This is a genomic window from Georgenia wutianyii (genome assembly GCF_006349365.1).
Lineage (GTDB): Bacteria > Actinomycetota > Actinomycetes > Actinomycetales > Actinomycetaceae > Oceanitalea > Oceanitalea wutianyii.
Map to the genome: position 1 here is coordinate 1297250 of NZ_CP040899.1, position 18854 is coordinate 1316103.

Below are 18854 nucleotides of genomic sequence, written 5' to 3' on the forward strand. Positions count from 1 at the left end.
AGCGGCGCGCCCGGGTCGCCCCGGGCGCGCCGCCGCGCGATCCTGGTCCTACGCGCTGGCCCCGCCCGCGCACCTCCCGGAAGGCTTTTGATGTCCCAGCCTCAGCATCCTCAGCTCTCGGCGGCGAGCGACGACGCCAAGCAGCTGCGGACCCGACCTCTGCGTACTCCTCACTCGCGGACGTACACGCCGGGGTTCTTCTTCAAGATCGCCGTCATGGCGCTCATCAACGCCCTCGGCGTCTACATCCTCATCCAGGCGTTCACCGTGGAGTCCTGGGGGGTCTTCGCGGGGATGCTCGCCCTGCTCGTGCTCGCCGACTACGTGTACTTCTCGCGGCGCGCGCTGCCGATGAAGTACATCCTCCCTGGTCTCGCGTTCCTCCTCGTCTTCCAGGTCTTCACCGTCGCCTACACCGGGTACGTCGCCTTCACCAACTACGGTCAGGGCCACAACTCGACGAAGGGCGACGCGATCGAGGCGCTGCTCATCCAGAACGAGCAGCGGGTCGAGGGGTCGAGCTCCTACCCCCTCGCCGTCGTCGACCGTGACGGGGAGCTCGGCTTCGCCGTCCTCGAGGACGGCGACGTGCTGGTCGGCACGGCCGAGCAGCCGCTGCGCGAGGTGGATGACGCCGTCGTCTCCGACGGCACCATCACCGAGGTCCCGGGCTGGGAGATCCTCGACCGGCAGGAGGTCATCGCCCGGCAGTCCGAGGTCGTCGACCTGCGCGTGCCCTTCTCCGAGGACGCCGAGGCAGGCTCGGTGCGCACGCAGGACGCGCGCAACGGCTTCGTCTACCGCTCGGTCCTCGACTACGACGAGGCCACGGACACGATGACGAACGTCGAGACCGGCGTCGTCTACACCCCCAACGACAACGGTCAGTTCGAGGCCCCGGACGGCTCCACGCTCAACGTGGGCTGGCGGGTGAACATCGGGCTCGACAACTTCACGACGGCGTTCGCGGACTCGCGCTACGCCGAGCCCTTCCTCAAGGTGCTCATCTGGACGTTCGCCTTCGCGATCCTCACCGTCGGCCTGACGTTCTTCCTCGGCCTGTTCTTCGCGCTCGTCCTCAACGACGAGCGGGTACGCGGCCGCAAGGTCATGCGCGCCTTCCTCATCCTGCCCTACGCCTTCCCGGCGATCATGTCCTACCTGCTGTGGCGGGGCATGCTCAACACCGACTACGGCTTCATCAACCAGGTGCTCCTCGGCGGCGCGGAGATCCCGTGGCTGTCCAACGAGTGGCTGGCGCGCGCCGTCGTGCTCGGGGTCCAGCTGTGGGTGGGCTTCCCGTACATGTTCCTCATCACGACCGGTGCGCTGCAGTCGATCCCGAGCGACGTCATGGAGGCCGCCCGCATCGACGGCGCCGGCCGCTGGCGGATCTTCCGCTCGATGACGCTGCCGCTGCTGTTCATCGCGGTCGCCCCGCTCCTCATCTCGTCCTTCGCCTTCAACTTCAACAACTTCAACGGCATCGAGATGCTCACCGAGGGCGGGCCACGCTTCCCGGACAGCTCGGTCCCCGTCGGTGCGACCGACATCCTCATCACGATGGTGTACTCCATCTCCGGTCTCGACGGACGCGCGGCGACGAACTACGGGCTCGCCTCGGCGCTCTCGCTCGTCATCTTCCTCATCGTCGCGACCATCTCGGTGATCACGTTCCGCAAGACCCAGGCGCTGGAGGACATCAACTGACATGGCCACCATGACCGGTTCCCCCCAGGCCACCCTCGCCGAGCGGCGCCCGAGCCGACGCCGCTGGTGGAGCGAGGTGGGGTGGCGCTACATCGTCGCCCTGCTCGCCATGCTCTACGCGGTGTGGCCCATCGTCTACATCATCTCGGCCTCGCTCAGCGAGCGGGGCACGCTCACCGGCTCCAACGCCCTGTTCACCGACATGAGCACGGCGAACTACGCCCAGCTCGCCGACACCTACTTCTGGACGTGGCTCGGCAACACGGTGTTCATCGCGGGCGTGACGTCCATCGGCACCGTCCTCATGGGCGCCGCCGCGGCGTACGCGTTCTCCCGCTTCCGGTTCACCGGGCGGCGGGTGGGCCTCATCGCCCTGCTCATCGTCCAGATGTTCCCGCAGCTGCTCGCGTTCGTCGCGATCTTCCTGCTGCTGCTGCTCCTGGGTGACATCACCCCGGTGCTCGGCCTCAACTCCCAGATCGCGCTCATCATGGTGTACCTGGGTGGGGCGCTGGGCGTGAACACGTTCCTCATGTACGGGTTCTTCAACACCGTGCCCAAGGAGCTGGACGAGGCGGCGAAGATCGACGGCGCCACCCACGCCCAGACGTACTGGACGATCATCCTGCGTCTGGTCGTGCCGATCCTCGCGGTCGTCGCGCTGCTGTCGCTGATCTCGACGTTCTCCGACTTCCTGCTCGCCAAGCTGATCCTGCAGTCGGAGTCGAACTGGACGGTGGCGGTGGGCCTGTACGGGTGGGTCTCGGACCAGCTCTCGGCGAACTGGGGCCTGTTCGCGGCGGGTGCGACGATCGCGGCGATCCCGATCGTGCTCATCTTCCTGTTCCTGCAGCGGTACATCGTCTCCGGACTCACCGCCGGCTCCGTCAAGGGCTAGGACGCACCACCACCGAGAGCAGGGTTCCCCCCGGGGAGCCCTGCTCTCCGCGTTTCCTCCCCCGCCCCCCGCCCCTCGCCCGCGACAGCCGACTTCCGCGCGACAGTCGACTTCCGCGCGAGAGCCGACTTCCGCGCGAGAGCGGAGTTCCGCGGGCGGGCTACCGCCGGGCGCGGGGGTCGCGCACGGGCGGCCGGGGCTCCTGCCACATCCACACGGCGGTGTGCCGCGGCAGGTTCTGCCGGGCGCCCGGGCCGACGGCGAGCGGACCGGACGCGAGGAGCACCTCGCGGTCCTCGGGCAGCGGAAGGTCCTCCTCGCCGAGGTTGACGACGACGAGGATGTCGCCGCAGAGGAAGCTGAGCACCTGCGCGGGCACGGGGCCGCCGAGCTCCTCGACCCACGCGAGCGGGGCGAGGCCGAGGCGGTGGTCCGAGCGCAGCCGCAGTGCCGCGCGGATCGTCTCGTAGGGGGTGCCGGGTATGCCGCGCTGCTCCTCCAGCAGCTCCGCGGCCCGCGCGACCCGGGCGTCGTCCCGCTCGGGCGACGTCTTCACCGGCAGACCGAGCTCGATGCCCTGGCGCAGGTAGACGGCGCCGGGCATGGCGAGGACGACGAGCGCGCCGCTGAGCGCCAGCAGCGGGGTGCCCGCCTCGGCGACGTCGGGCACGAGCCAGGCACCGGCGGTCCCGAGAGCGTCGCGGATGCGCAGGCTCGCGGTCACCGAGGCGATGAGCTCGGACGGACTGGCGACGTGGAGCAGGTCTGCGTCGACGAGGTGGTGCAGCCAGTCCTCGTGGAGCATGTCGGCGGCGCGGGCCTGTACTGCGGGGGCGAGGCGTGTGGAGAGGATCGGGTCCTCGGTGCGGGCGTGCTCGGCGAGCAGGGCGTGCAGCTCGCGGTAGCGGGCGTGGGAGACCGGGGCGGACTCCTGGACGGGGCCGAGGTCCAGGCCGTCGGCGCCGCGACTGAGCCAGAACCGGGCGCACGCCTCGTCGCGCGGGTCGAGGGGGTCGACGCGCAGGATGACGCGCAGGCCGGTGCGCCGGGCCCGCTTCAGCAGCTCGTCGACGGCGGCGACGACGCCTTCTCCCGCCTCACCGGGCAGGGGCGGGCAGCCGATGCGGATGGCCTGGACGCCGAGCCGGGAGACGCGGCGCAGCTGCGCGATGCGCTGGGCGACGTCCTGCTCCGTGGCGACGGCGCCCAGGAGCGGCGGCTCGTTGACGTAGACGACGGCGTAGCGCCACCACTCCTGGTGTCCGCGTGAGGCGCGGTGGACCATGCGAGTGGTCACCGGCCCCGCGGCGGTCGCGACGCCCGTCGGTGGGCTGGGGGCGGTCATGGCGCCCATTCTCGCACCCGGTCAGGCTCCCGTCTCCTGGCGGGCTCCCGTCTCCTGGCGGGCCCTCCACTCAGGGCGCAGGACGGACATGACGAGCTGGTCGACCCGCGCACCGCCGTAGCGCAGCGCGTCGCGCTCCCGGCCCTCGAGGACGAAGCCGACCTTCTCGTAGACGTGCTGCGCGCGCGGGTTGAAGGCGTAGACGCCGAGGGAGATGCGGTGGAGGGGCAGGTGGCTGAAGGCGTGGTCGAGCAGGAGGCGGGTGGCCTCGGTGCCCAGCCCGCGGTCGCGCCCGCCCGGCCCGAGGAGGACGCGGAAGTTGCACGTCTCGTTCTCGGGGTCCCAGTCGTTGAGGACGACCTCGCCGGCCCAGGTCCCGGTCGCGTTGTCGACGACCATGAGGTCGAGTCGGCCGTCGCGGGCGGCCAGCCCCTCGTACCACTCGCGGACGTGGTCGACGTCGACGTCGGGCCGGCTCGCCTCCTCGTCGCTGTGGACGCTGCCGGTGAGGCGGGCGACCTCGGGGTCGGCCAGGGCCTCGAGCACGTGGGGGAGGTCGGCGGGCTCGTAGGGGCGCAGGGTCACGAGGGCCCCGGTGATCACCGGTGCGGTGAGCCAGGGGGAGGGTGTGGTCACGGGTGGACTGTGCCGTGCCGCCCGGCGCGTTGTCGAACCGGGGTGTCGCCGGCGTCACTGGCGCACGATACCCCCGGGGGTATAAGTTGGTGCCATGAGCACCACTGGATTCGCGAACAGGCTCCGCTCCCTCCTGTGCCGCGGCAAGGACGACGGCGCCCTCGGCACCTCGGTGAGCGCGGAGCGCGCCGTCGAGCTCGTGCGCGACGGCGCCGCCCTCGTCGACGTGCGCGAGAGCCACGAGTGGAAGGCGGGCCACGCGCCGCAGGCGCTGCACGTCCCGCTCGACAGGATCGACACCGCATCCCGGCGACTGGCGGGCAGGAGCCCTGTCCTCGTCGTGTGCGCGAGCGGCATGCGGTCCCGTGCGGGCGCCAGGAAGCTGCGCGACGCCGGCCTGGAGGCCGCGAGCGTCTCCGGCGGGATGGCCGCGTGGCAGCGCGCCGGCGGGGTGGTGCGCTGATGAGCGCGAGCCGGCGCATCGTCGTCGTCGGAGGCGTGGCGGGTGGCATGAGCGCCGCGGCCCGCGCCCGGCGTCTCGACGAGCACGCCGAGATCATCGTCCTCGAGCAGGGCAGGTACGTGAGCTTCGCGAACTGCGGCCTGCCCTACCACCTGTCCGGCGAGATCGGCCGGCGCGAGGACCTGCTCCTCCACACCCCCGAGTCCCTCGCCCGCACGCTGGACCTCGACGTGCGCACCGGCCACCGGGTGACCGCGATCGACCGCGCCGCCCGCGCGGTCACCGTGGACGGGCCCGACGGGACCTCCGAGCTGTCCTACGACGCGCTCCTCCTCGCCCCGGGCGCCGTCGCCGTCCGCCCGCCGATCGAGGGCCTGGACCACCCGGTGGTCCACTCCCTGCGTACGGTGCCCGACCTCGACGCGATCGAGTCGGCGGTCGCCGAGCTGCTCGGCTCGCGCCCCGAGGGCCGTGCGCCCCGCGCCGTCGTCCTCGGTGCCGGCTTCATCGGGCTCGAGGCCGTGGAGGCGCTCGTGCGGCGCGGGCTGGAGGTCGAGCTCGTCGAGCTCGCCGACCACGTCCTCCCGCCCCTGGACCCCGAGCTCGCCCCGCTCCTGGCCGCAGAGCTCACCGCGCACGGCGTCGGGCTGCACCTGGGCGTCTCCGCCGACGCCGTCACCGGTACGCCGGACGGCGCCGCGACGGTCGCCCTCTCCGACGGCACCGTGCTGCCCGCCGACCTCGTCGTCGTCAACGTCGGGGTGCGTCCGGCGAGCACGCTCGCCGAGCAGGCGGGCCTGGAGCTCGGCCCGCGCGGCGCGATCCGCGTCGATGCCGACCAGCGCACCTCCGACCCGCACATCTGGGCCGTCGGCGACGCCGTCGAGGTCCGTCAGGCCGTCACCGGCGCCGTCGGCCCCGTGCCGCTCGCCGGACCGGCGAACCGGCAGGGCCGGCGCGCCGCCGACTCGATCTGCGGCCACCGCACCACCCCCCAGCAGCCGGTGCTCGGTACCGCGATCCTGCGTCTCTTCGGCCTCACCGCTGCCGTCACCGGCGCGAACCAGGCCGCGCTGCGGTCCGCGGGGATCGACCACGAGGTCGTCCGGGTCCACCCGGGCCACCACGCCGGGTACTTCCCGGGCGCCGAGCAGGTCCACATCGTCGCGAGCTTCGCCCCCGACGGGCGCCTCCTCGGTGCCCAGGCCGTGGGCCGGGCCGGGGTGGACAAGCGCATCGACGTCCTCGCCACCGCCATCCGCGCCGACATGGGCGCCGACGACCTCGCCGAGCTCGAGCTCGCCTACGCCCCGCCCTACGGCTCGGCCAAGGACCCGGTCAACATGCTCGGCTTCGTCGCCCAGAACGTCCTGGACGGCACCATGCCGCAGTGGCAGCCGGGCGACCTCGACGACGTGCGCGCCACCAGCCTCGTCCTCGACGTCCGCTCGCCCCCGGAGCACGCCGCCGGGCACCTCGAGGGTGCCCTGCTCATCCCGCACACCGAGCTGCGCGGGCGCCTGGACGAGGTGCGCGCCGCAGCCGCCGGCCGGCCCGTGTCCGTGCACTGCGCCAGCGGCGTGCGCTCCTACCTGGCCACCCGGATCCTGCGCGGCGAGGGCATCGACGCGCGGAACCTCTCCGGCGGCTGGCTCACCCTCAGCGCGCTGCGGCCCGACGCCGTCGTGGCCCCCGCCCTTGCCTGACCCCTCGTCCCGACCCCGTCACCCCCACCCCGAGGAGAACGACCATGTGCAGCCCCATTCGATGCGCCACCTGCGGCAAGACCACCTGGACCGGCTGCGGGGTGCACGCCGAGGAGGTCATGGCCCAGGTCGAGCCGCAGGACCGGTGCACCTGCGAGTGACCTGCCCGCGCACCCGCCCACCCAGACCAAGGAGCACCCCATGAGCACCGTCGACCTCACCGCCGACACCTTCACCGAGACCATCTCCCGCGACGGCATCGTCCTCGTCGACTGGTGGGCGTCCTGGTGCGGCCCGTGCCGCATGTTCGCCCCGGTGTACGACAAGGCCGCCGAGGCCCACGAGGACATCGTCTTCGCCAAGGTCGACACCGAGGCCGAGCAGGGCCTCGCGGCGCAGGCCGCCATCACCTCCATCCCCACGCTCATGGCGTTCCGGGACGGGATCCTCGTCTTCGCCCAGCCCGGCGCGCTGCCCGCGCCGGCGCTGGAGGAGGTCATCGCCGCGGTCCGCGGCCTCGACATGGACAAGGTCCGCGAGGAGCTGGCCGAGCAGGACGCGACGTCGGGTGCCTGACCCGGCGAGCGACCCGTCCGCGGACGACTCCCACGGGCCCCGGCCCCGGGTAGCGTTCGCGGACCTGACCAAGGAGGCGCGATGAAGCTCGACCCCGGTGAGATGGGCAAGGTCGTCAACCGGCTCAAGCGGGCGCAGGGCCAGCTCGCGGGCGTGATCCGCATGCTCGAGGAGGGCCGGGAGTGCGAGGACGTCGTCACCCAGATCGCGGCGCTGTCCAAGGCCCTGGACCGGGCGGGGTTCGCGATCATCGCCTCGGGCATGAGGCAGTGCCTCGTGGAGTCCGACGGCGAGGAGACCCTCGACGTCCAGAAGCTCCAGAAGCTCTTCCTCTCCCTCGCGTGAGGGCCGGCCGGCCGCGGCTGCCCCGCGGCCGGCCGTGCGCGCACTAGGCTGCGGAGCGTGGCAGTCGATGTGGAGCGCGCGCCGTACGACGCCGCCGACCGTGAGCGGTGGTGGCAGGAGGAGCCGAAGAACCCGGGCCGGACCGCCTTCGAGCGGGACCGTGCCCGAGTCGTGCACTCCTCGGCGCTGCGGCGCCTCGGCGCCAAGACCCAGGTGCTGGGGCCCTCGAGCGACGACTTCGTGCGCACCCGGCTCACCCACTCCCTCGAGGTCGCGCAGGTGGGCCGCGAGCTCGGCAAGGCGCTGGGCTGCGACCCGGACGTCGTCGACACGGCGTGCCTGGCCCACGACCTCGGCCACCCGCCCTTCGGGCACAACGGGGAGCGGGCGCTGGACGAGGCGGCCGCCGGCATCGGCGGGTTCGAGGGCAACGCCCAGACGCTGCGGCTGCTCACCCGCCTCGAGCCCAAGACCTTCACCGACGACGGCTCGCCGGTGGGCCTCAACCTCACCCGGGCGAGCCTCGACGCCGCGACGAAGTACCCGTGGACGGCCGAGGAGGCCCCGAAGAAGCCCGGCGGGCGCCCGTCGCGCAAGTTCGGCGTCTACGCCGACGACCTGCCGGTCTTCACATGGATGCGCGAGGGGGCGCCCGAGCGGCGGCTGCCCATGGAGGGTCAGGTCATGGACCTGGCCGACGACATCTCCTACTCGGTGCACGACGTCGAGGACGCCGTCGTCGGCGGGCGGATCGACCTCGCGCTGCTGCGCCGCGCCGACCAGCAGCGCGCCGTCGTCGCCCAGACGCGCCAGTGGTACAACCCGGCGGTCTCCGACGACCAGCTCGGGGCGGCCCTCGAGCGGCTCGTCGCCCTGCCGGTGTGGCTGGAGTCCTTCAGTGAGTCCCGGAGCGACCGCGCCGCACTCAAGGACATGACGAGCCAGCTCATCGGCCGCTTCTGCAACGCCGCCCACGACGCGACGCGCGAGAAGCACGGCACCGGCCCGCTCACCCGGTACGAGGCCGGTCTCGTCGTGCCCGCCGACACGCTCGCCGAGATCGTCGTCCTCAAGGGGGCGACCGCCCACTACGTCATGGCCCCGCGCGAGCACGAGCCGGTCTACCGCCAGCAGCGCACGATGCTCACCGAGATCACCGAGGCGCTGCTCGACGCCGGTCCGGACGCCCTCGAGCCCATGTTCGTCGCCGACTGGCACGCGGCGCCCGACGACGGCGCCCGGCTGCGCGTCGTCGTCGACCAGGTCGCCTCGCTCACCGACCACAGCGCCCAGGCGTGGCACGCCCGGCTGTGCGGCAGGTGACGGTGGAGGACGGCCGGAACGGCTCGCCGAGCACCTAGACTCGGGGCGTGGCAGGCCTGATCAAGCGGGAGGACATCGCGACCGTCCGCGAGCGCGCCCGCATCGAGGAGGTCGTCGGCGCCCACGTGACGCTGCGCCAGGCGGGCGTCGGGTCGATGAAGGGCCTGTGCCCCTTCCACGACGAGCGCACCCCCAGCTTCCACGTGCGGCCCCAGCTGGGCCTGTGGCACTGCTTCGGCTGCGACGAGGGCGGGGACGTCATCTCCTTCGTCCAGAAGCTCGACGGCCTGAGCTTCGCCGAGGCGGTGGAGTACCTCGCCAACCGCACGGGCGTCCAGCTGCGCTACGAGGAGGGCAGCGGGCCGGCGCGTCCGGGCGGGGACCACGGCCGACGTCAGCGGCTCGTCGAGGCGCACCGCGTGGCCGAGGAGTTCTACCGGGAGCAGCTGCTCACCCCGCAGGCCCAGCTCGGCCGCCGGTTCCTCGCCGAGCGCAGCTTCACCGAGGAGGCGGCGGCGACCTTCGGCGTCGGCTTCGCGCCCGCCGGGTGGGACCACCTCCTGCGCCACCTGCGTGGGCGCGGCTTCACCGAGCCCGAGCTCATCGCCTCCGGCCTGGTGAGCCAGGGCAACCGGGGCGTGTACGACCGGTTCCGCGGGCGGCTCGTGTGGCCGATCCGCGACGTCACCGGGGAGACGATCGGGTTCGGCGCGCGTCGCCTGTCCGAGGACGACCAGGGCCCCAAGTACCTCAACACCCCCGAGACGCAGATCTACAAGAAGTCCTCGGTGCTCTACGGCATCGACCTCGCGAAGCGGGCGATCGCCAAGGAGAAGCGGGTCGTCGTCGTCGAGGGCTACACCGACGTCATGGCCGCGCACCTGTCCGGCATCGGGACGGCGATCGCGACGTGCGGCACCGCGTTCGGTGAGGAGCACGTGCGGATCGTGCGCCGGCTCCTGGGGGAGAGCGGCGACGCCGCCTCCGGGCTCATGTTCGCCTCCGGGGCGACGCGCGGGGGAGAGGTGATCTTCACCTTCGACGGCGACGAGGCCGGGCAGAAGGCCGCGCTGCGCGCCTTCGGGGAGGACCAGAAGTTCGCCTCGCAGACCTTCGTCGCCGTCGAGCCCTCGGGGATGGACCCGTGCGACCTGCGTCAGCAGCGCGGGGAGGCGGCGGTCCGTGACCTCGTCGAGCGCCGCGAGCCGCTGTTCGCGTTCGCGATCCGCTCGGCGCTGCGCCGGGTGAACCTCGACACCGCCGAGGGGAGGGTCGCCGGGCTGCGCGCCGCGGCGCCCGTCGTCGCCGGGATCCGTGACCGGGCGCTGCGCTCGGAGTACGCCCGCGAGCTCGCCGGGTGGCTCGGCATGGAGGAGCACACGGTGCGCCAGGCCGTCGCCACCGCCGAGCGGGCCGGGGGCGGCCAGGGGGGCGTGGCCGGTGCGCCCTCGCGGGACCAGGGCCGGCCGCAGGGCCAGTACGGCAACGGTCGCCCGGGCGACGACGGCGCGTCCCGTCCGGGCTCGGGTCCCGGGCCCGCGCAGGGTCGCTCGACGCGTCCGGGCCGGGAGGACCCGGTCGCCCGCCTGGAGCGTCAGGTCCTCGAGGTCGTCGTCCAGCTCCCGCACCTCGCGCTGGGCGCCGGCTTCGACGACCTCCCCCCTGACACCTTCACCGTCCCGGCCTACCGCGGGGTGCACGACGCGATCCGCGCGGCCGGCGGTACCCGTACCTACGGCGCCGAGCTCGACCGCGCCGTCACCGAGCGCGGCCGTGAGCAGGGCGAGCGGCACGCGGCGGCGTGGTGGACCGAGATGCTGCGGGAGAACGCCGGCGGGCCGGTGGCCGGTGTCGTCACGGAGCTGGCCGTCTCCCCGTTGCCCGAGGACCGGCCCGAGGCGCTGGGGAACTACGCCCGCGGGGTGCTGCTCTCGCTCATCCAGATGGGCCTCACCCGCCAGATCGCCGACCTGCGCGGGCGCCTGCAGCGCACCGCGCCGGACAGCGAGGAGTCGGTGCAGGTGTTCTCCGAGCTCGTGGCGCTGGAGAACCGGCGCCGTGCCCTGCGCACCGACGACTGAGCCGAAACCGGGCGAAACGCCTGGGCAACGGCGACGAAACACGCTTCTCCTAGCGTCCCGGCAGGGCCACCGGCCCTCGCGCGCAGCGCGTCGTCCGAGCGAGGAGAACCATGCGCACTTCCGACACGAGCCGACCGGCACGGCGACGGATCGTCGCCGCGACCGCGACCGCGAGCATCGCCTGCCTGGGGGTCAGCGTCCCGGCAGCCTCCGGCGTGGTGGTCCGGCCCGACCCGTTCCCTGCCGTGGTCGAGCTCACCGTGGCCGACGCCGCCGCCCTCCTCGAGGCGGGGGAGACGTCGTCGGTGGCCCTCGTCGAGCGCTACCTCGCCCGCATCGCCGCCTACGACGACGCCTACGGGGACCAGCCCGGCCTCTCCTCGGTCATCACGGTCAACGAGAACGCCCTCGCCGAGGCGGCGGCGCTGGACGCCGAACGCGCGGCGGGCACGGTGCGCGGCCCGCTCCACGGCGTGCCGATCGTCGTCAAGGACAACTACGACACCGGCGACATGCCGACCTCGAACGGCTCGGTGGCGCTCGCGGACTTCCGGCCGGCGGACGACGCCACGCAGGTGGAGCGCCTGCGCGCCGCCGGCGCCATCGTCATCGCCAAGACCAACCTGCACGAGTACGCCGCCGGCATCACCTCGATCAGCTCGCTGGGCGGGCAGACGCGCAACCCCTACGACCAGACCCGCAACCCGGGCGGCAGCAGCGGCGGCACGGGCGCGAGTGTGGCGGCGAGCTTCGCGACGGCGGGTCTCGGCTCCGACACGTGCGGCTCGATCCGCATCCCCGCCGCGCAGAACAACCTCGTCGGGCTGCGGCCGACGACGGGGCTGCTGAGCAGGGACGGGATCGCGCCGATGTCCGACACGCAGGACGTCGGCGGGCCCATCGCCAAGACGGTGGAGGACGTGGCGATCTTCCTCGACGCCACGGTGGGCTACGACCCGAAGGACCCGGTGACGGCCCGCTCGGAGGGGCTGGTGCCGGCGTCCTACCGCGACGTCCTGGACGAGACCGCGCTCGAGGGGCGGACCATCGGGCTGCTCACCAACCCGGAGTACCTCGGTGTCACGCCCGCGGAGGCGCCGACGACGGCCCTGGTCCGCGCGGCGGTGGCGGACCTCGAGGCCCAGGGGGCGACCGTCGTCGAGATCGAGATGCCGCAGGAGTACGTCGAGGCCGTCGCCGGCTCGGGGGTGATCGGGGACGAGTTCAAGCGGGACCTCAACACCTACCTCGCGCAGGACGGCGCCCGGTGGCCGGTGGGCCTGGCGGCGCTCACCGCGCCGGCGGACCGCCTCACGCTCTCCGACATCGTCGCGAGCGGGGACGTCACGCCGTCGGTGCTCACGAGCCTGGCCCGGTGGGACGCGACCGCCGAGATGCCCACCCCGGAGTACCTCGAGCGGCTCGACCTGCAGCAGCAGGTCCGCGACATGCTCACCGAGACGCTGACCGACGGCGGCATCGACGCCCTCGCCTACCCGACGATCCGCGAGGTCGCCCGGCCGGTCGAGGAGTCCCAGCCCGGCACCAACTGCGCCGCCTCGGCGCAGTCGGGCTTCCCCTCCCTCACCCTCCCGGCGGGCTTCACGGACGCCGGACTGCCGGTCGGCCTGGAGCTCATGGGGCTGCCCTTCTCCGAGCCGGACCTCCTCGCGATGGGCTACGACTACGAGCAGGCCACCGGTCACCGGACCGCGCCGGCGAGCACGCCGGAGCTGGCGGCCGCCCAGCCCGAGCCGGTCGAGCCCGAGCCCAGCCCGGAGCCTGCCGAGCCGGCGCCCGCCGAGCCGGAGCCCGCCGAGCCGGAGCCGGCCCCGGCACCGGCCGACCCGGAGCCCGCCGGCTCCACCCCGCCCGTCGTCGTCTCCCCGCCCACGCCGGGCTCGGGCGAGCTGGCCCGGACCGGCGCCGGCGTCGGGGCGCTCGCCGGGCTCGCCGCGCTGCTCGCCGCCGCGGGTGCCGTCGCGCCGGTCCTGCGGCGCCGGCTGGGCGAGGGCGACTGAGCCGAGTGTGCTGACGGGGGCGGCGGTCAGCCGCCCCCGTCAGTGCCCCAGCCCGGTTCGACGTCGACGAGGAGTGCGCGGTGGTCGGAGATCCCCGTGGCGATCGCGCGCGCCCGCCCGACGGCGCGGAGCGGGCCCTCGGCGAGGATGTGGTCGATCTGGCGGTCCGGGTGGGTCACCGGGAAGGTGAGCGCGCCGGCGAGGGAGCGCCAGCCGGTCGCGACCGACGGGCGCGAGCCGGCCATGTTGAGGTCTCCCATGAGGACGGCCGGGCGGGGCAGCTCGGCGAGGGCGGCGACGACGCGCTCGAGCTGGATCGTCGTCCAGTCGGGGATGAAGGTGAGGTGGGTGGACACGGCCGTGAGAGGACCGTGCGGCGTCTCGACGACGGCGACGAGTGCGACGCGCGGCTCGTCATGGACGAGCGTGGGTTCCTCCTTGCCGGGGAAGACGATCGGCACCGGCCCCTGCCGCGCCTCCAGCGGGACGACCGACCACGAGCTCACGGGCCAGCGGGACAGGAGCGCGACGCCGTAGCTCGCGGTGCCCGGCTGGAGGTCGCCGGTGGCGGCGGACCACGCCGTCGGCAGACCGGCGAGGGTCGCGGCGAAGCGGTGCTCGACCGCACCCATCGCCTCCGCGGCGATGGCGGTGAGGTCGGCGCCGTGCGAGCGCGGCTGGTCCCGGTCGACCTCCTGGAGGGCGAGGACGTCGGCGTCGAGCGTGGTGACGGCGCGCGCGTAGCGGTCGAGGTCCACCGCGTCGTCGACGAGCGAGCGGCCGTGGAGGATGTTGAAGGTCGCCAGGCGCATGGGCCCGATTGTGTCCGCTCGTGGTGCAGGGGCGCACACGCTCGTACACCCGTGGCATGGCAGAGGACGAGCGAGAGGCGCTGCACGACGCCCTGAGGATGGCCGCGGTCGCTCTCACCGAGGCCGAGATCCCCTTCGCGCTGTGCGGGAGCTACGCGGCCTGGGTGCGGGGCGCCCCGGAGCCGGAGCACGACGCGGACTTCGTGGTCAAGGAGGAGCACGTCGAGACCGCCCGGGAGGCGATCGGGGCCGCCGGCCTGGACGTGCAGGAGCCCGCCGAGAACTGGCTGTTCAAGGCCTACCACCGGGGTCAGCTCGTCGACGTGCTCTACCGGTTGTCGGGGGAGCCGGTGCACGACGAGCTGCTGGAGCGCGCCGAGATGCTCGAGGTGCTCGCCGTGCGGATGCCGGTGCTCAGCGCGACCGACGTGCTGTCCTCCAAGCTGCGCGTGCTCGGGGAGCACTACTGCGACTTCGGGAGGCTGCTGCCGCTCACCCGGGCGCTGCGCGAGCAGATCGACTGGGAGCGGGTGCGCGACGAGGTGTCCTACAGCCCGTACGCGCGCGCGTTCCTCCACCTCCTCGAGGACCTGCGGATCGTCGAGCCCGCGCCCGCGCACTGAGCCGCGGCGTCCTCGCACTCGCCGGCGCCTCCTCCTTTAGGCGGAACCGTGTCCTGCGTAAGCGTGAACTTCTCCCGGCTTGGCGGGATCCGCGGAATCTCGGGGATAAGTTGAGAGAACTGTCTGGTCGGACGCCACGGGCGGTGGTGATCCAGCACCCGACGGGAAAGGGCGACCATGGGCATGCAGGCGATCACACCCTCGATGCTGGCCACCACGGCACTTCGGTCCTCCTGGCGTGACGCACTGGCGGCACGCTACGAGGTGGACCAGGCACGCCTCCGGATGCGGCTCGACGCGCCGGAGGAGGCCGAGGAGCACATCTAGCCGTCAGCGGCGTAGTCCGCCGCCCCCGACCCCCGCTTGATCGAGGGTTGGCGGGGGCGGCTTCCGCCGTGACCGGCTACAGGTGCTCCTCGATGTCGCCGGAGAGCTCGATCTCGAGTCTCGCCTGCGACAGCTCGTAGTCTGCCGTCAGCTCCTCGCGCCACGATCGCTCACGCGTACTCGTCGCCGGATTGTCCGACCGGGTCTCTGGTCTCATGCGGTCCCCCCAGGGCGGGTGCCGGCACCGCCCGATGCCGCTCACCCGTTTCTCCAACATATCGGGGCACCGGCTCGTGTTCGGGCCGGTTTCGCCCAGGTCCAGACTCAGGGAGGAGCCATGCATGGGATATCGGCCCGCAATTCCTGCTTTCGAACGACCCGGCGCTGCCGATAGATCCGGGTGAGGCGCCGTCCCGCGGCCCCCACCGGTTCCGTCACCCCCCGGACGGACCGTGCGGGACGGTGCCACCCGCGTCGTCGCGGTCGAGGGCGTCGATGTGCCGGTGCCCCAGGTGCGGCTTGAACCCGCGACCGACGGATTATGAGTCCGGCCCGGCCTTCCCACCCCTTCCCGCTCGGGCGCATCTGTGCAGGTCATGCATGACTCCGGCAGGAAGTGCGCCCCGTCCATTCCCACAGCGTCTCGACCTGCTGAGGGACACGTTGGGGGGCACCCAAGCGGCCGTCGATGCGCAAAGGGGGGCCATTCTAGGCGCATGCGGCCGGGCAGGCGCAAGCAGGACTGAGCCGCGCTGGGGCGGCTATGAAAGCTACGCGTTGTGCGGCACTTCCGGGCAGGATGTGGGACGTGACCGTTCCTGTATTCGAGGTGGAAACGATGGGTGCGTCTGATTGGGTGGCGATCTATGCGGCCGCGCTCTCGACAGTCATTGCCGTAATTTCCAGCGTTCGATATCTGCTCAATCGCCGTGTGTATGTGGAGTGCCATCAATTCAAGTCCGAGTTTCACCGCAATGGAGAAACGCCCCACCTTAAAATTACGGCTATCAATCGCTCCCCATACCCCGTCCAGGTGGTTAGTTGGAGTCTGGAAGACACATCTTCCCGACGAATCTCATTCGCCAACCTCAAGCCTCTGCGGTTCTTGCACCGTTGGCCCCGTATTAAACGACTGCTCGGTGGTGGCGGTGTCCGGAATTATCGATCGGCTCCCTTGGGGCCAGGTGCTGCCGAGTCTTTGGATGCCCCGAAGCTTCCCTGCATGCTTGATCCTTATGGAACCGTTGAGTTGTATCTGATGTTGGATGGTCTGCGGCGCGACCTTGAATCGGTGGTGGGGGCGAACGTTGACCATATGCGTGCACGAATAGTTCTCGGCGATGGCCGGTCCTTCGCTAGTGATTGGTTCCGGGTGGAAGACTATGTAGCGCCGTCCGAGCCGGGCGCCATCACCTTCTCAACCCCGCCCTTTCAGTCAACTGATGACTGACTGGCGCGACCGTTGAAATGACCCTCGCGTCTCGGTCGCCGCTGGACGTGATGGCACTACCCGGACTAGGGGCGGCGGGCATCCGCACTGCGAATGCCCGCCGTACCTTGCCCTGGATCAGGAGCAAGGCTTGCCTGCCGCGTCCAGCGGGATGGAGCGGTACGTCATGCTGTCCATGGCCTCGCCCCGGAGATCGGGAACCTCCCGCAGCACTCGACGGGTCTTCTCCCAGGGTGCCTTGGGACGGCGGCTGTCGGTGTCCACGCGGAACGCCTCCACGTCTGCCTTAAGAACCCGAGCTTCTGCCATGGCCGATCTCCTCGACGCGCTCTGCTGGACCGAGGAGCTTGAGGAGGCGGCCGACGAGCTGTGGGTCGACCTGGACACGCTCAAGGCGCGCCTCGACACTCTGACCGCGGGGGAGCGGGCTCAGCTGTGTGCCCTCGCCGAGCGGCTGGACCGCACTGCGTGACCGTTGGCTACAGTCCTGGCTACAGTGGCACCGTGGAACCGGTGCCCCAGGTGGGGCTTGAACCCACGACCGACGGATTATGAGTCCGCTGCTCTGACCGGCTGAGCTACTGGGGCAGCAGTGCGGAGGGCGCACGGCTCCGCAATCGTAGCGGGGCCCTCGGTTACCGTGGTGACGTGCCTGTCTTCCGCCGCCGCGCCCCCCGCCTGCCCGACGCCGTCACCGCCCACCTGCCCGCGGGTGACAAGCCGCTCGCCGTGGCGCCGATGAGGAACGGCTCGTGGGCCGTCGTCGCGCGCGAGGCGATCCTCGTCGTCGGCGAGGACGGGCTGGGGCAGCGCACGACGTGGCACGAGATCGACACCGGCACGTGGGACGGGGACACCCGGACGTTCACCATCACCTGGGCCGACCGGGAGCGGCCGGACGAGCGGCTCGTCCTCGACTCCGACGACGTCGGGACGTTCACCGCCGCCATCCGCGAGCGGGTGCAGGCCTCCGTCGTCCACCAGGAGGTCATCGACGTCGAGGGCACCAGGGTGCGTGCCACGGTCCGGCGCCGGGAGGACGGCAGCCTCTACTCCCAGCTCACCGCCTTCGGCCCGCTGCCGCGCCGGGAGGACGTCGACCAGCAGCTCGACGAGCTCGAGGCGCGGGTCCGCGAGGCCGTGGGACTGCCGCGCTGAGCCAAGTGCGGCCCAACTCACACCTCGGGGCGCCGGTCGCGGCTCCCGACCGCCCGCTCGCTCCTGTTACAGTCGAGCGGCACGATCCCGCGTAGCTCAATTGGCAGAGCATCCGACTGTTAATCGGACGGTTACTGGTTCGAGTCCAGTCGCGGGAGCAGGCGAGGCCCGGAACCCCTGGTTCCGGGCCTTCGTGCATCCCCGGCCGGCGCCTGCGCTCGCGCCGGACCGGGGGAGCGCTGAGGATGGCAGGGCCGCGGACGGACGCAGCCTCGCCCGGCGGCCCACACCCAACCGGAGGCACTCGCATGACCCAGATCCCCACCGTCACGCTCAACACCGGGACGACGATGCCCATCCTCGGCTTCGGCGTCTTCCAGGTCCCGCCCGAGGAGACCGAGCGGGTGGTCACCGACGCCCTCGCCGCCGGCTACCGCCACCTCGACACCGCGGCCGCCTACCGCAACGAGGACGCCGTCGGCCGGGCGATCGCCGCCAGCGGCATCCCGCGCGAGGAGCTCTTCGTCACGACCAAGCTGTGGAACCACGACGGCGGCGAGGACGGCACCCGGACGGCCTTCGCGACCTCGCTGGACAAGCTCGGCCTCGACTACGTCGACCTCTACCTCGTCCACCAGCCCTTCGGGGACTACTACTCCTTCTGGCGCGCGATGGAAGGGCTGTACCGGGAGGGGGCCGCCCGGGCGATCGGCGTGTCGAACTTCTTCCCCGACCGCCTCGTCGACCTCACCGCGCACAACGAGATCACCCCCGCCGTCAACCAGATCGAGACGCACCCCTTCTACCAGCGGACCGTCGACCAGGAGGTCATGGTCGGGCTCGGCGTCCAGATCGAGTCGTGGGGCCCGCTCGCGGAGGGGAAGAACGACATCTTCACCAACCCCACGCTCACGTCGATCGCCGAGACGTTCGACAAGACCGTCGCGCAGGTGGTGCTGCGCTGGCTGGTCCAGCGTGAGGTCGTCGTCATCCCCAAGTCGGTCCGTCCCGAGCGGATGGCGGAGAACCTCGACATCTTCGACTTCGAGCTGGGGCCGGAGGAGATGAGCCTGATCGCGACGCTCGACACCGGCCGCTCGGTCGCGCTGGACCACCACGACCCCGACGTCGCCGAGCGCCTGGGCGGCGTGCGGATCGGCTGAGACGCGTCCGTCGCTCCCGTGCTCTGCTGGTAGGATCGTTCCCGCGCGATCCCGCGTAGCTCAATTGGCAGAGCATCCGACTGTTAATCGGACGGTTACTGGTTCGAGTCCAGTCGCGGGAGCAGCGAGAGGCCCGGTCGGCGTGTGCGCCGCCCGGGCCTTCCTCGTCCCGCGGCCGTCCAACGGGGGAGCGTGCGTCGACACGTCAGACTGCCCC

The 18854-nt window shown here is 72.1% G+C and carries 18 protein-coding genes and 3 tRNA genes; 17 read left to right on the forward strand and 4 right to left on the reverse strand.

Features of this window, described 5'->3' with window-relative positions; genetic code table 11:
- The first annotated feature begins 90 nt into the window (after positions 1 to 90).
- Positions 91 to 1710, forward strand: coding sequence for an ABC transporter permease subunit (locus FE251_RS05765; protein WP_139948226.1), 1620 nt, complete (start codon positions 91 to 93; stop codon positions 1708 to 1710).
- 1 nt (position 1711) lies between these two features.
- On the forward strand, positions 1712 to 2608 hold the full coding sequence (locus FE251_RS05770; RefSeq protein WP_139073220.1) for a sugar ABC transporter permease: 897 nt from the start codon (positions 1712 to 1714) through the stop codon (positions 2606 to 2608).
- A 160-nt stretch (positions 2609 to 2768) separates the two neighbouring features.
- On the opposite strand, the gene FE251_RS05775 is transcribed toward FE251_RS05770, so the two are convergent.
- Together FE251_RS05775 and FE251_RS05780 are read right to left on the reverse strand one after the other, a co-directional pair.
- Entirely contained in the window at positions 2769 to 3953 is a 1185-nt protein-coding gene (locus FE251_RS05775) for an alpha-amylase family protein (RefSeq protein WP_139948227.1), read from the reverse strand.
- A gap of 21 nt (positions 3954 to 3974) precedes the next feature.
- A complete protein-coding gene (locus FE251_RS05780) occupies positions 3975 to 4589 on the reverse strand; it encodes a GNAT family N-acetyltransferase (protein WP_139071669.1) in 615 nt (204 codons plus the stop codon).
- Positions 4590 to 4683: 94 nt separating this feature from the next.
- On the opposite strand from FE251_RS05780, the gene FE251_RS05785 reads away from it, so the two are divergent.
- The 7 genes from FE251_RS05785 to FE251_RS05815 all read left to right on the forward strand — a co-directional run bounded on the left by FE251_RS05785 (position 4684) and on the right by FE251_RS05815 (position 13104).
- On the forward strand, positions 4684 to 5052 hold the full coding sequence (locus FE251_RS05785) for a rhodanese-like domain-containing protein (RefSeq protein WP_139948228.1): 369 nt from the start codon (positions 4684 to 4686) through the stop codon (positions 5050 to 5052).
- Positions 5052 to 6758 carry an FAD-dependent oxidoreductase gene (locus FE251_RS05790; protein WP_139948229.1) on the forward strand — a complete coding sequence of 569 codons (1707 nt, stop codon included), beginning with the start codon at positions 5052 to 5054 and terminating at the stop codon, positions 6756 to 6758. Before FE251_RS05785 ends, FE251_RS05790 begins: the two co-directional genes overlap by 1 nt.
- Positions 6759 to 6959: 201 nt before the next feature.
- On the forward strand, positions 6960 to 7334 hold the full coding sequence (gene trxA, locus FE251_RS05795; RefSeq protein WP_139071666.1) for a thioredoxin: 375 nt from the start codon (positions 6960 to 6962) through the stop codon (positions 7332 to 7334).
- 81 nt (positions 7335 to 7415) lie between these two features.
- Entirely contained in the window at positions 7416 to 7679 is a 264-nt protein-coding gene (locus tag FE251_RS05800; protein WP_139071665.1) for a metal-sensitive transcriptional regulator, read from the forward strand.
- A 48-nt stretch (positions 7680 to 7727) separates the two neighbouring features.
- A complete protein-coding gene (locus tag FE251_RS05805) occupies positions 7728 to 9002 on the forward strand; it encodes a deoxyguanosinetriphosphate triphosphohydrolase (RefSeq protein ID WP_139071664.1) in 1275 nt (424 codons plus the stop codon).
- A 47-nt stretch (positions 9003 to 9049) separates the two neighbouring features.
- Entirely contained in the window at positions 9050 to 11083 is a 2034-nt protein-coding gene (dnaG, locus tag FE251_RS05810) for a DNA primase (protein ID WP_139071663.1), read from the forward strand.
- A gap of 110 nt (positions 11084 to 11193) precedes the next feature.
- On the forward strand, positions 11194 to 13104 hold the full coding sequence (locus FE251_RS05815) for an amidase (RefSeq protein WP_139948230.1): 1911 nt from the start codon (positions 11194 to 11196) through the stop codon (positions 13102 to 13104).
- Positions 13105 to 13130: 26 nt separating this feature from the next.
- Here FE251_RS05815 and FE251_RS05820 read toward each other — a convergent pair whose 3' ends face one another.
- Entirely contained in the window at positions 13131 to 13916 is a 786-nt protein-coding gene (locus FE251_RS05820; protein ID WP_139071661.1) for an endonuclease/exonuclease/phosphatase family protein, read from the reverse strand.
- A gap of 56 nt (positions 13917 to 13972) precedes the next feature.
- Between FE251_RS05820 and FE251_RS05825 the strand changes: the two genes are divergently transcribed.
- The 4 genes from FE251_RS05825 to FE251_RS15475 all read left to right on the forward strand — a co-directional run bounded on the left by FE251_RS05825 (position 13973) and on the right by FE251_RS15475 (position 16788).
- Complete coding sequence (locus FE251_RS05825; RefSeq protein WP_139071660.1) at positions 13973 to 14539, forward strand: nucleotidyltransferase family protein; 567 nt, start codon at positions 13973 to 13975, stop codon at positions 14537 to 14539.
- Between the two features lie 204 nt (positions 14540 to 14743).
- The gene (locus FE251_RS15930) at positions 14744 to 14866 is read left to right on the forward strand and encodes a hypothetical protein (RefSeq protein WP_255303594.1); all 123 of its coding nucleotides are present in this window, start codon (positions 14744 to 14746) and stop codon (positions 14864 to 14866) included.
- Positions 14867 to 15674: 808 nt separating this feature from the next.
- Positions 15675 to 16316 (forward strand): hypothetical protein, encoded by a 642-nt coding sequence (locus FE251_RS05830; protein WP_139948231.1) that lies wholly within the window; start codon positions 15675 to 15677, stop codon positions 16314 to 16316.
- 307 nt (positions 16317 to 16623) lie between these two features.
- On the forward strand, positions 16624 to 16788 hold the full coding sequence (locus tag FE251_RS15475; RefSeq protein ID WP_168202660.1) for a hypothetical protein: 165 nt from the start codon (positions 16624 to 16626) through the stop codon (positions 16786 to 16788).
- A gap of 42 nt (positions 16789 to 16830) precedes the next feature.
- Here the strand turns inward: FE251_RS15475 and FE251_RS05835 are convergent.
- A tRNA-Ile gene (locus tag FE251_RS05835) sits at positions 16831 to 16904 on the reverse strand.
- A gap of 60 nt (positions 16905 to 16964) precedes the next feature.
- On the opposite strand from FE251_RS05835, the gene FE251_RS05840 reads away from it, so the two are divergent.
- From FE251_RS05840 to FE251_RS05855, 4 genes are all read left to right on the forward strand, one after another.
- Positions 16965 to 17474 carry a hypothetical protein gene (locus FE251_RS05840; protein ID WP_139071659.1) on the forward strand — a complete coding sequence of 170 codons (510 nt, stop codon included), beginning with the start codon at positions 16965 to 16967 and terminating at the stop codon, positions 17472 to 17474.
- Positions 17475 to 17559: 85 nt separating this feature from the next.
- Positions 17560 to 17632: transfer RNA gene (locus FE251_RS05845), tRNA-Asn, on the forward strand.
- A gap of 159 nt (positions 17633 to 17791) precedes the next feature.
- The gene (locus tag FE251_RS05850) at positions 17792 to 18637 is read left to right on the forward strand and encodes an aldo/keto reductase (protein ID WP_139949268.1); all 846 of its coding nucleotides are present in this window, start codon (positions 17792 to 17794) and stop codon (positions 18635 to 18637) included.
- A gap of 49 nt (positions 18638 to 18686) precedes the next feature.
- A tRNA-Asn gene (locus FE251_RS05855) sits at positions 18687 to 18759 on the forward strand.
- Positions 18760 to 18854: the final 95 nt, after the last annotated feature.

Excerpts from the sequence above, each read along its gene's own strand:
- FE251_RS05765 (WP_139948226.1), top strand. The coding sequence starts at position 91 with ATGTCCCAGCCTCAGCATCCTCAGCTCTCGGCGGCGAGCGACGACGCC.
- FE251_RS05770 (WP_139073220.1), top strand. The coding sequence starts at position 1,712 with ATGGCCACCATGACCGGTTCCCCCCAGGCCACCCTCGCCGAGCGGCGC.
- FE251_RS05775 (WP_139948227.1), bottom strand. The coding sequence starts at position 3,953 with ATGACCGCCCCCAGCCCACCGACGGGCGTCGCGACCGCCGCGGGGCCG.
- FE251_RS05785 (WP_139948228.1), top strand. The coding sequence starts at position 4,684 with ATGAGCACCACTGGATTCGCGAACAGGCTCCGCTCCCTCCTGTGCCGC.
- FE251_RS05790 (WP_139948229.1), top strand. The coding sequence starts at position 5,052 with ATGAGCGCGAGCCGGCGCATCGTCGTCGTCGGAGGCGTGGCGGGTGGC.
- trxA (WP_139071666.1), top strand. The coding sequence starts at position 6,960 with ATGAGCACCGTCGACCTCACCGCCGACACCTTCACCGAGACCATCTCC.
- FE251_RS05800 (WP_139071665.1), top strand. The coding sequence starts at position 7,416 with ATGAAGCTCGACCCCGGTGAGATGGGCAAGGTCGTCAACCGGCTCAAG.
- FE251_RS05815 (WP_139948230.1), top strand. The coding sequence starts at position 11,194 with ATGCGCACTTCCGACACGAGCCGACCGGCACGGCGACGGATCGTCGCC.
- FE251_RS05820 (WP_139071661.1), bottom strand. The coding sequence starts at position 13,916 with ATGCGCCTGGCGACCTTCAACATCCTCCACGGCCGCTCGCTCGTCGAC.
- FE251_RS05825 (WP_139071660.1), top strand. The coding sequence starts at position 13,973 with ATGGCAGAGGACGAGCGAGAGGCGCTGCACGACGCCCTGAGGATGGCC.
- FE251_RS15930 (WP_255303594.1), top strand. The coding sequence starts at position 14,744 with ATGCTGGCCACCACGGCACTTCGGTCCTCCTGGCGTGACGCACTGGCG.
- FE251_RS15475 (WP_168202660.1), top strand. The coding sequence starts at position 16,624 with ATGGCCGATCTCCTCGACGCGCTCTGCTGGACCGAGGAGCTTGAGGAG.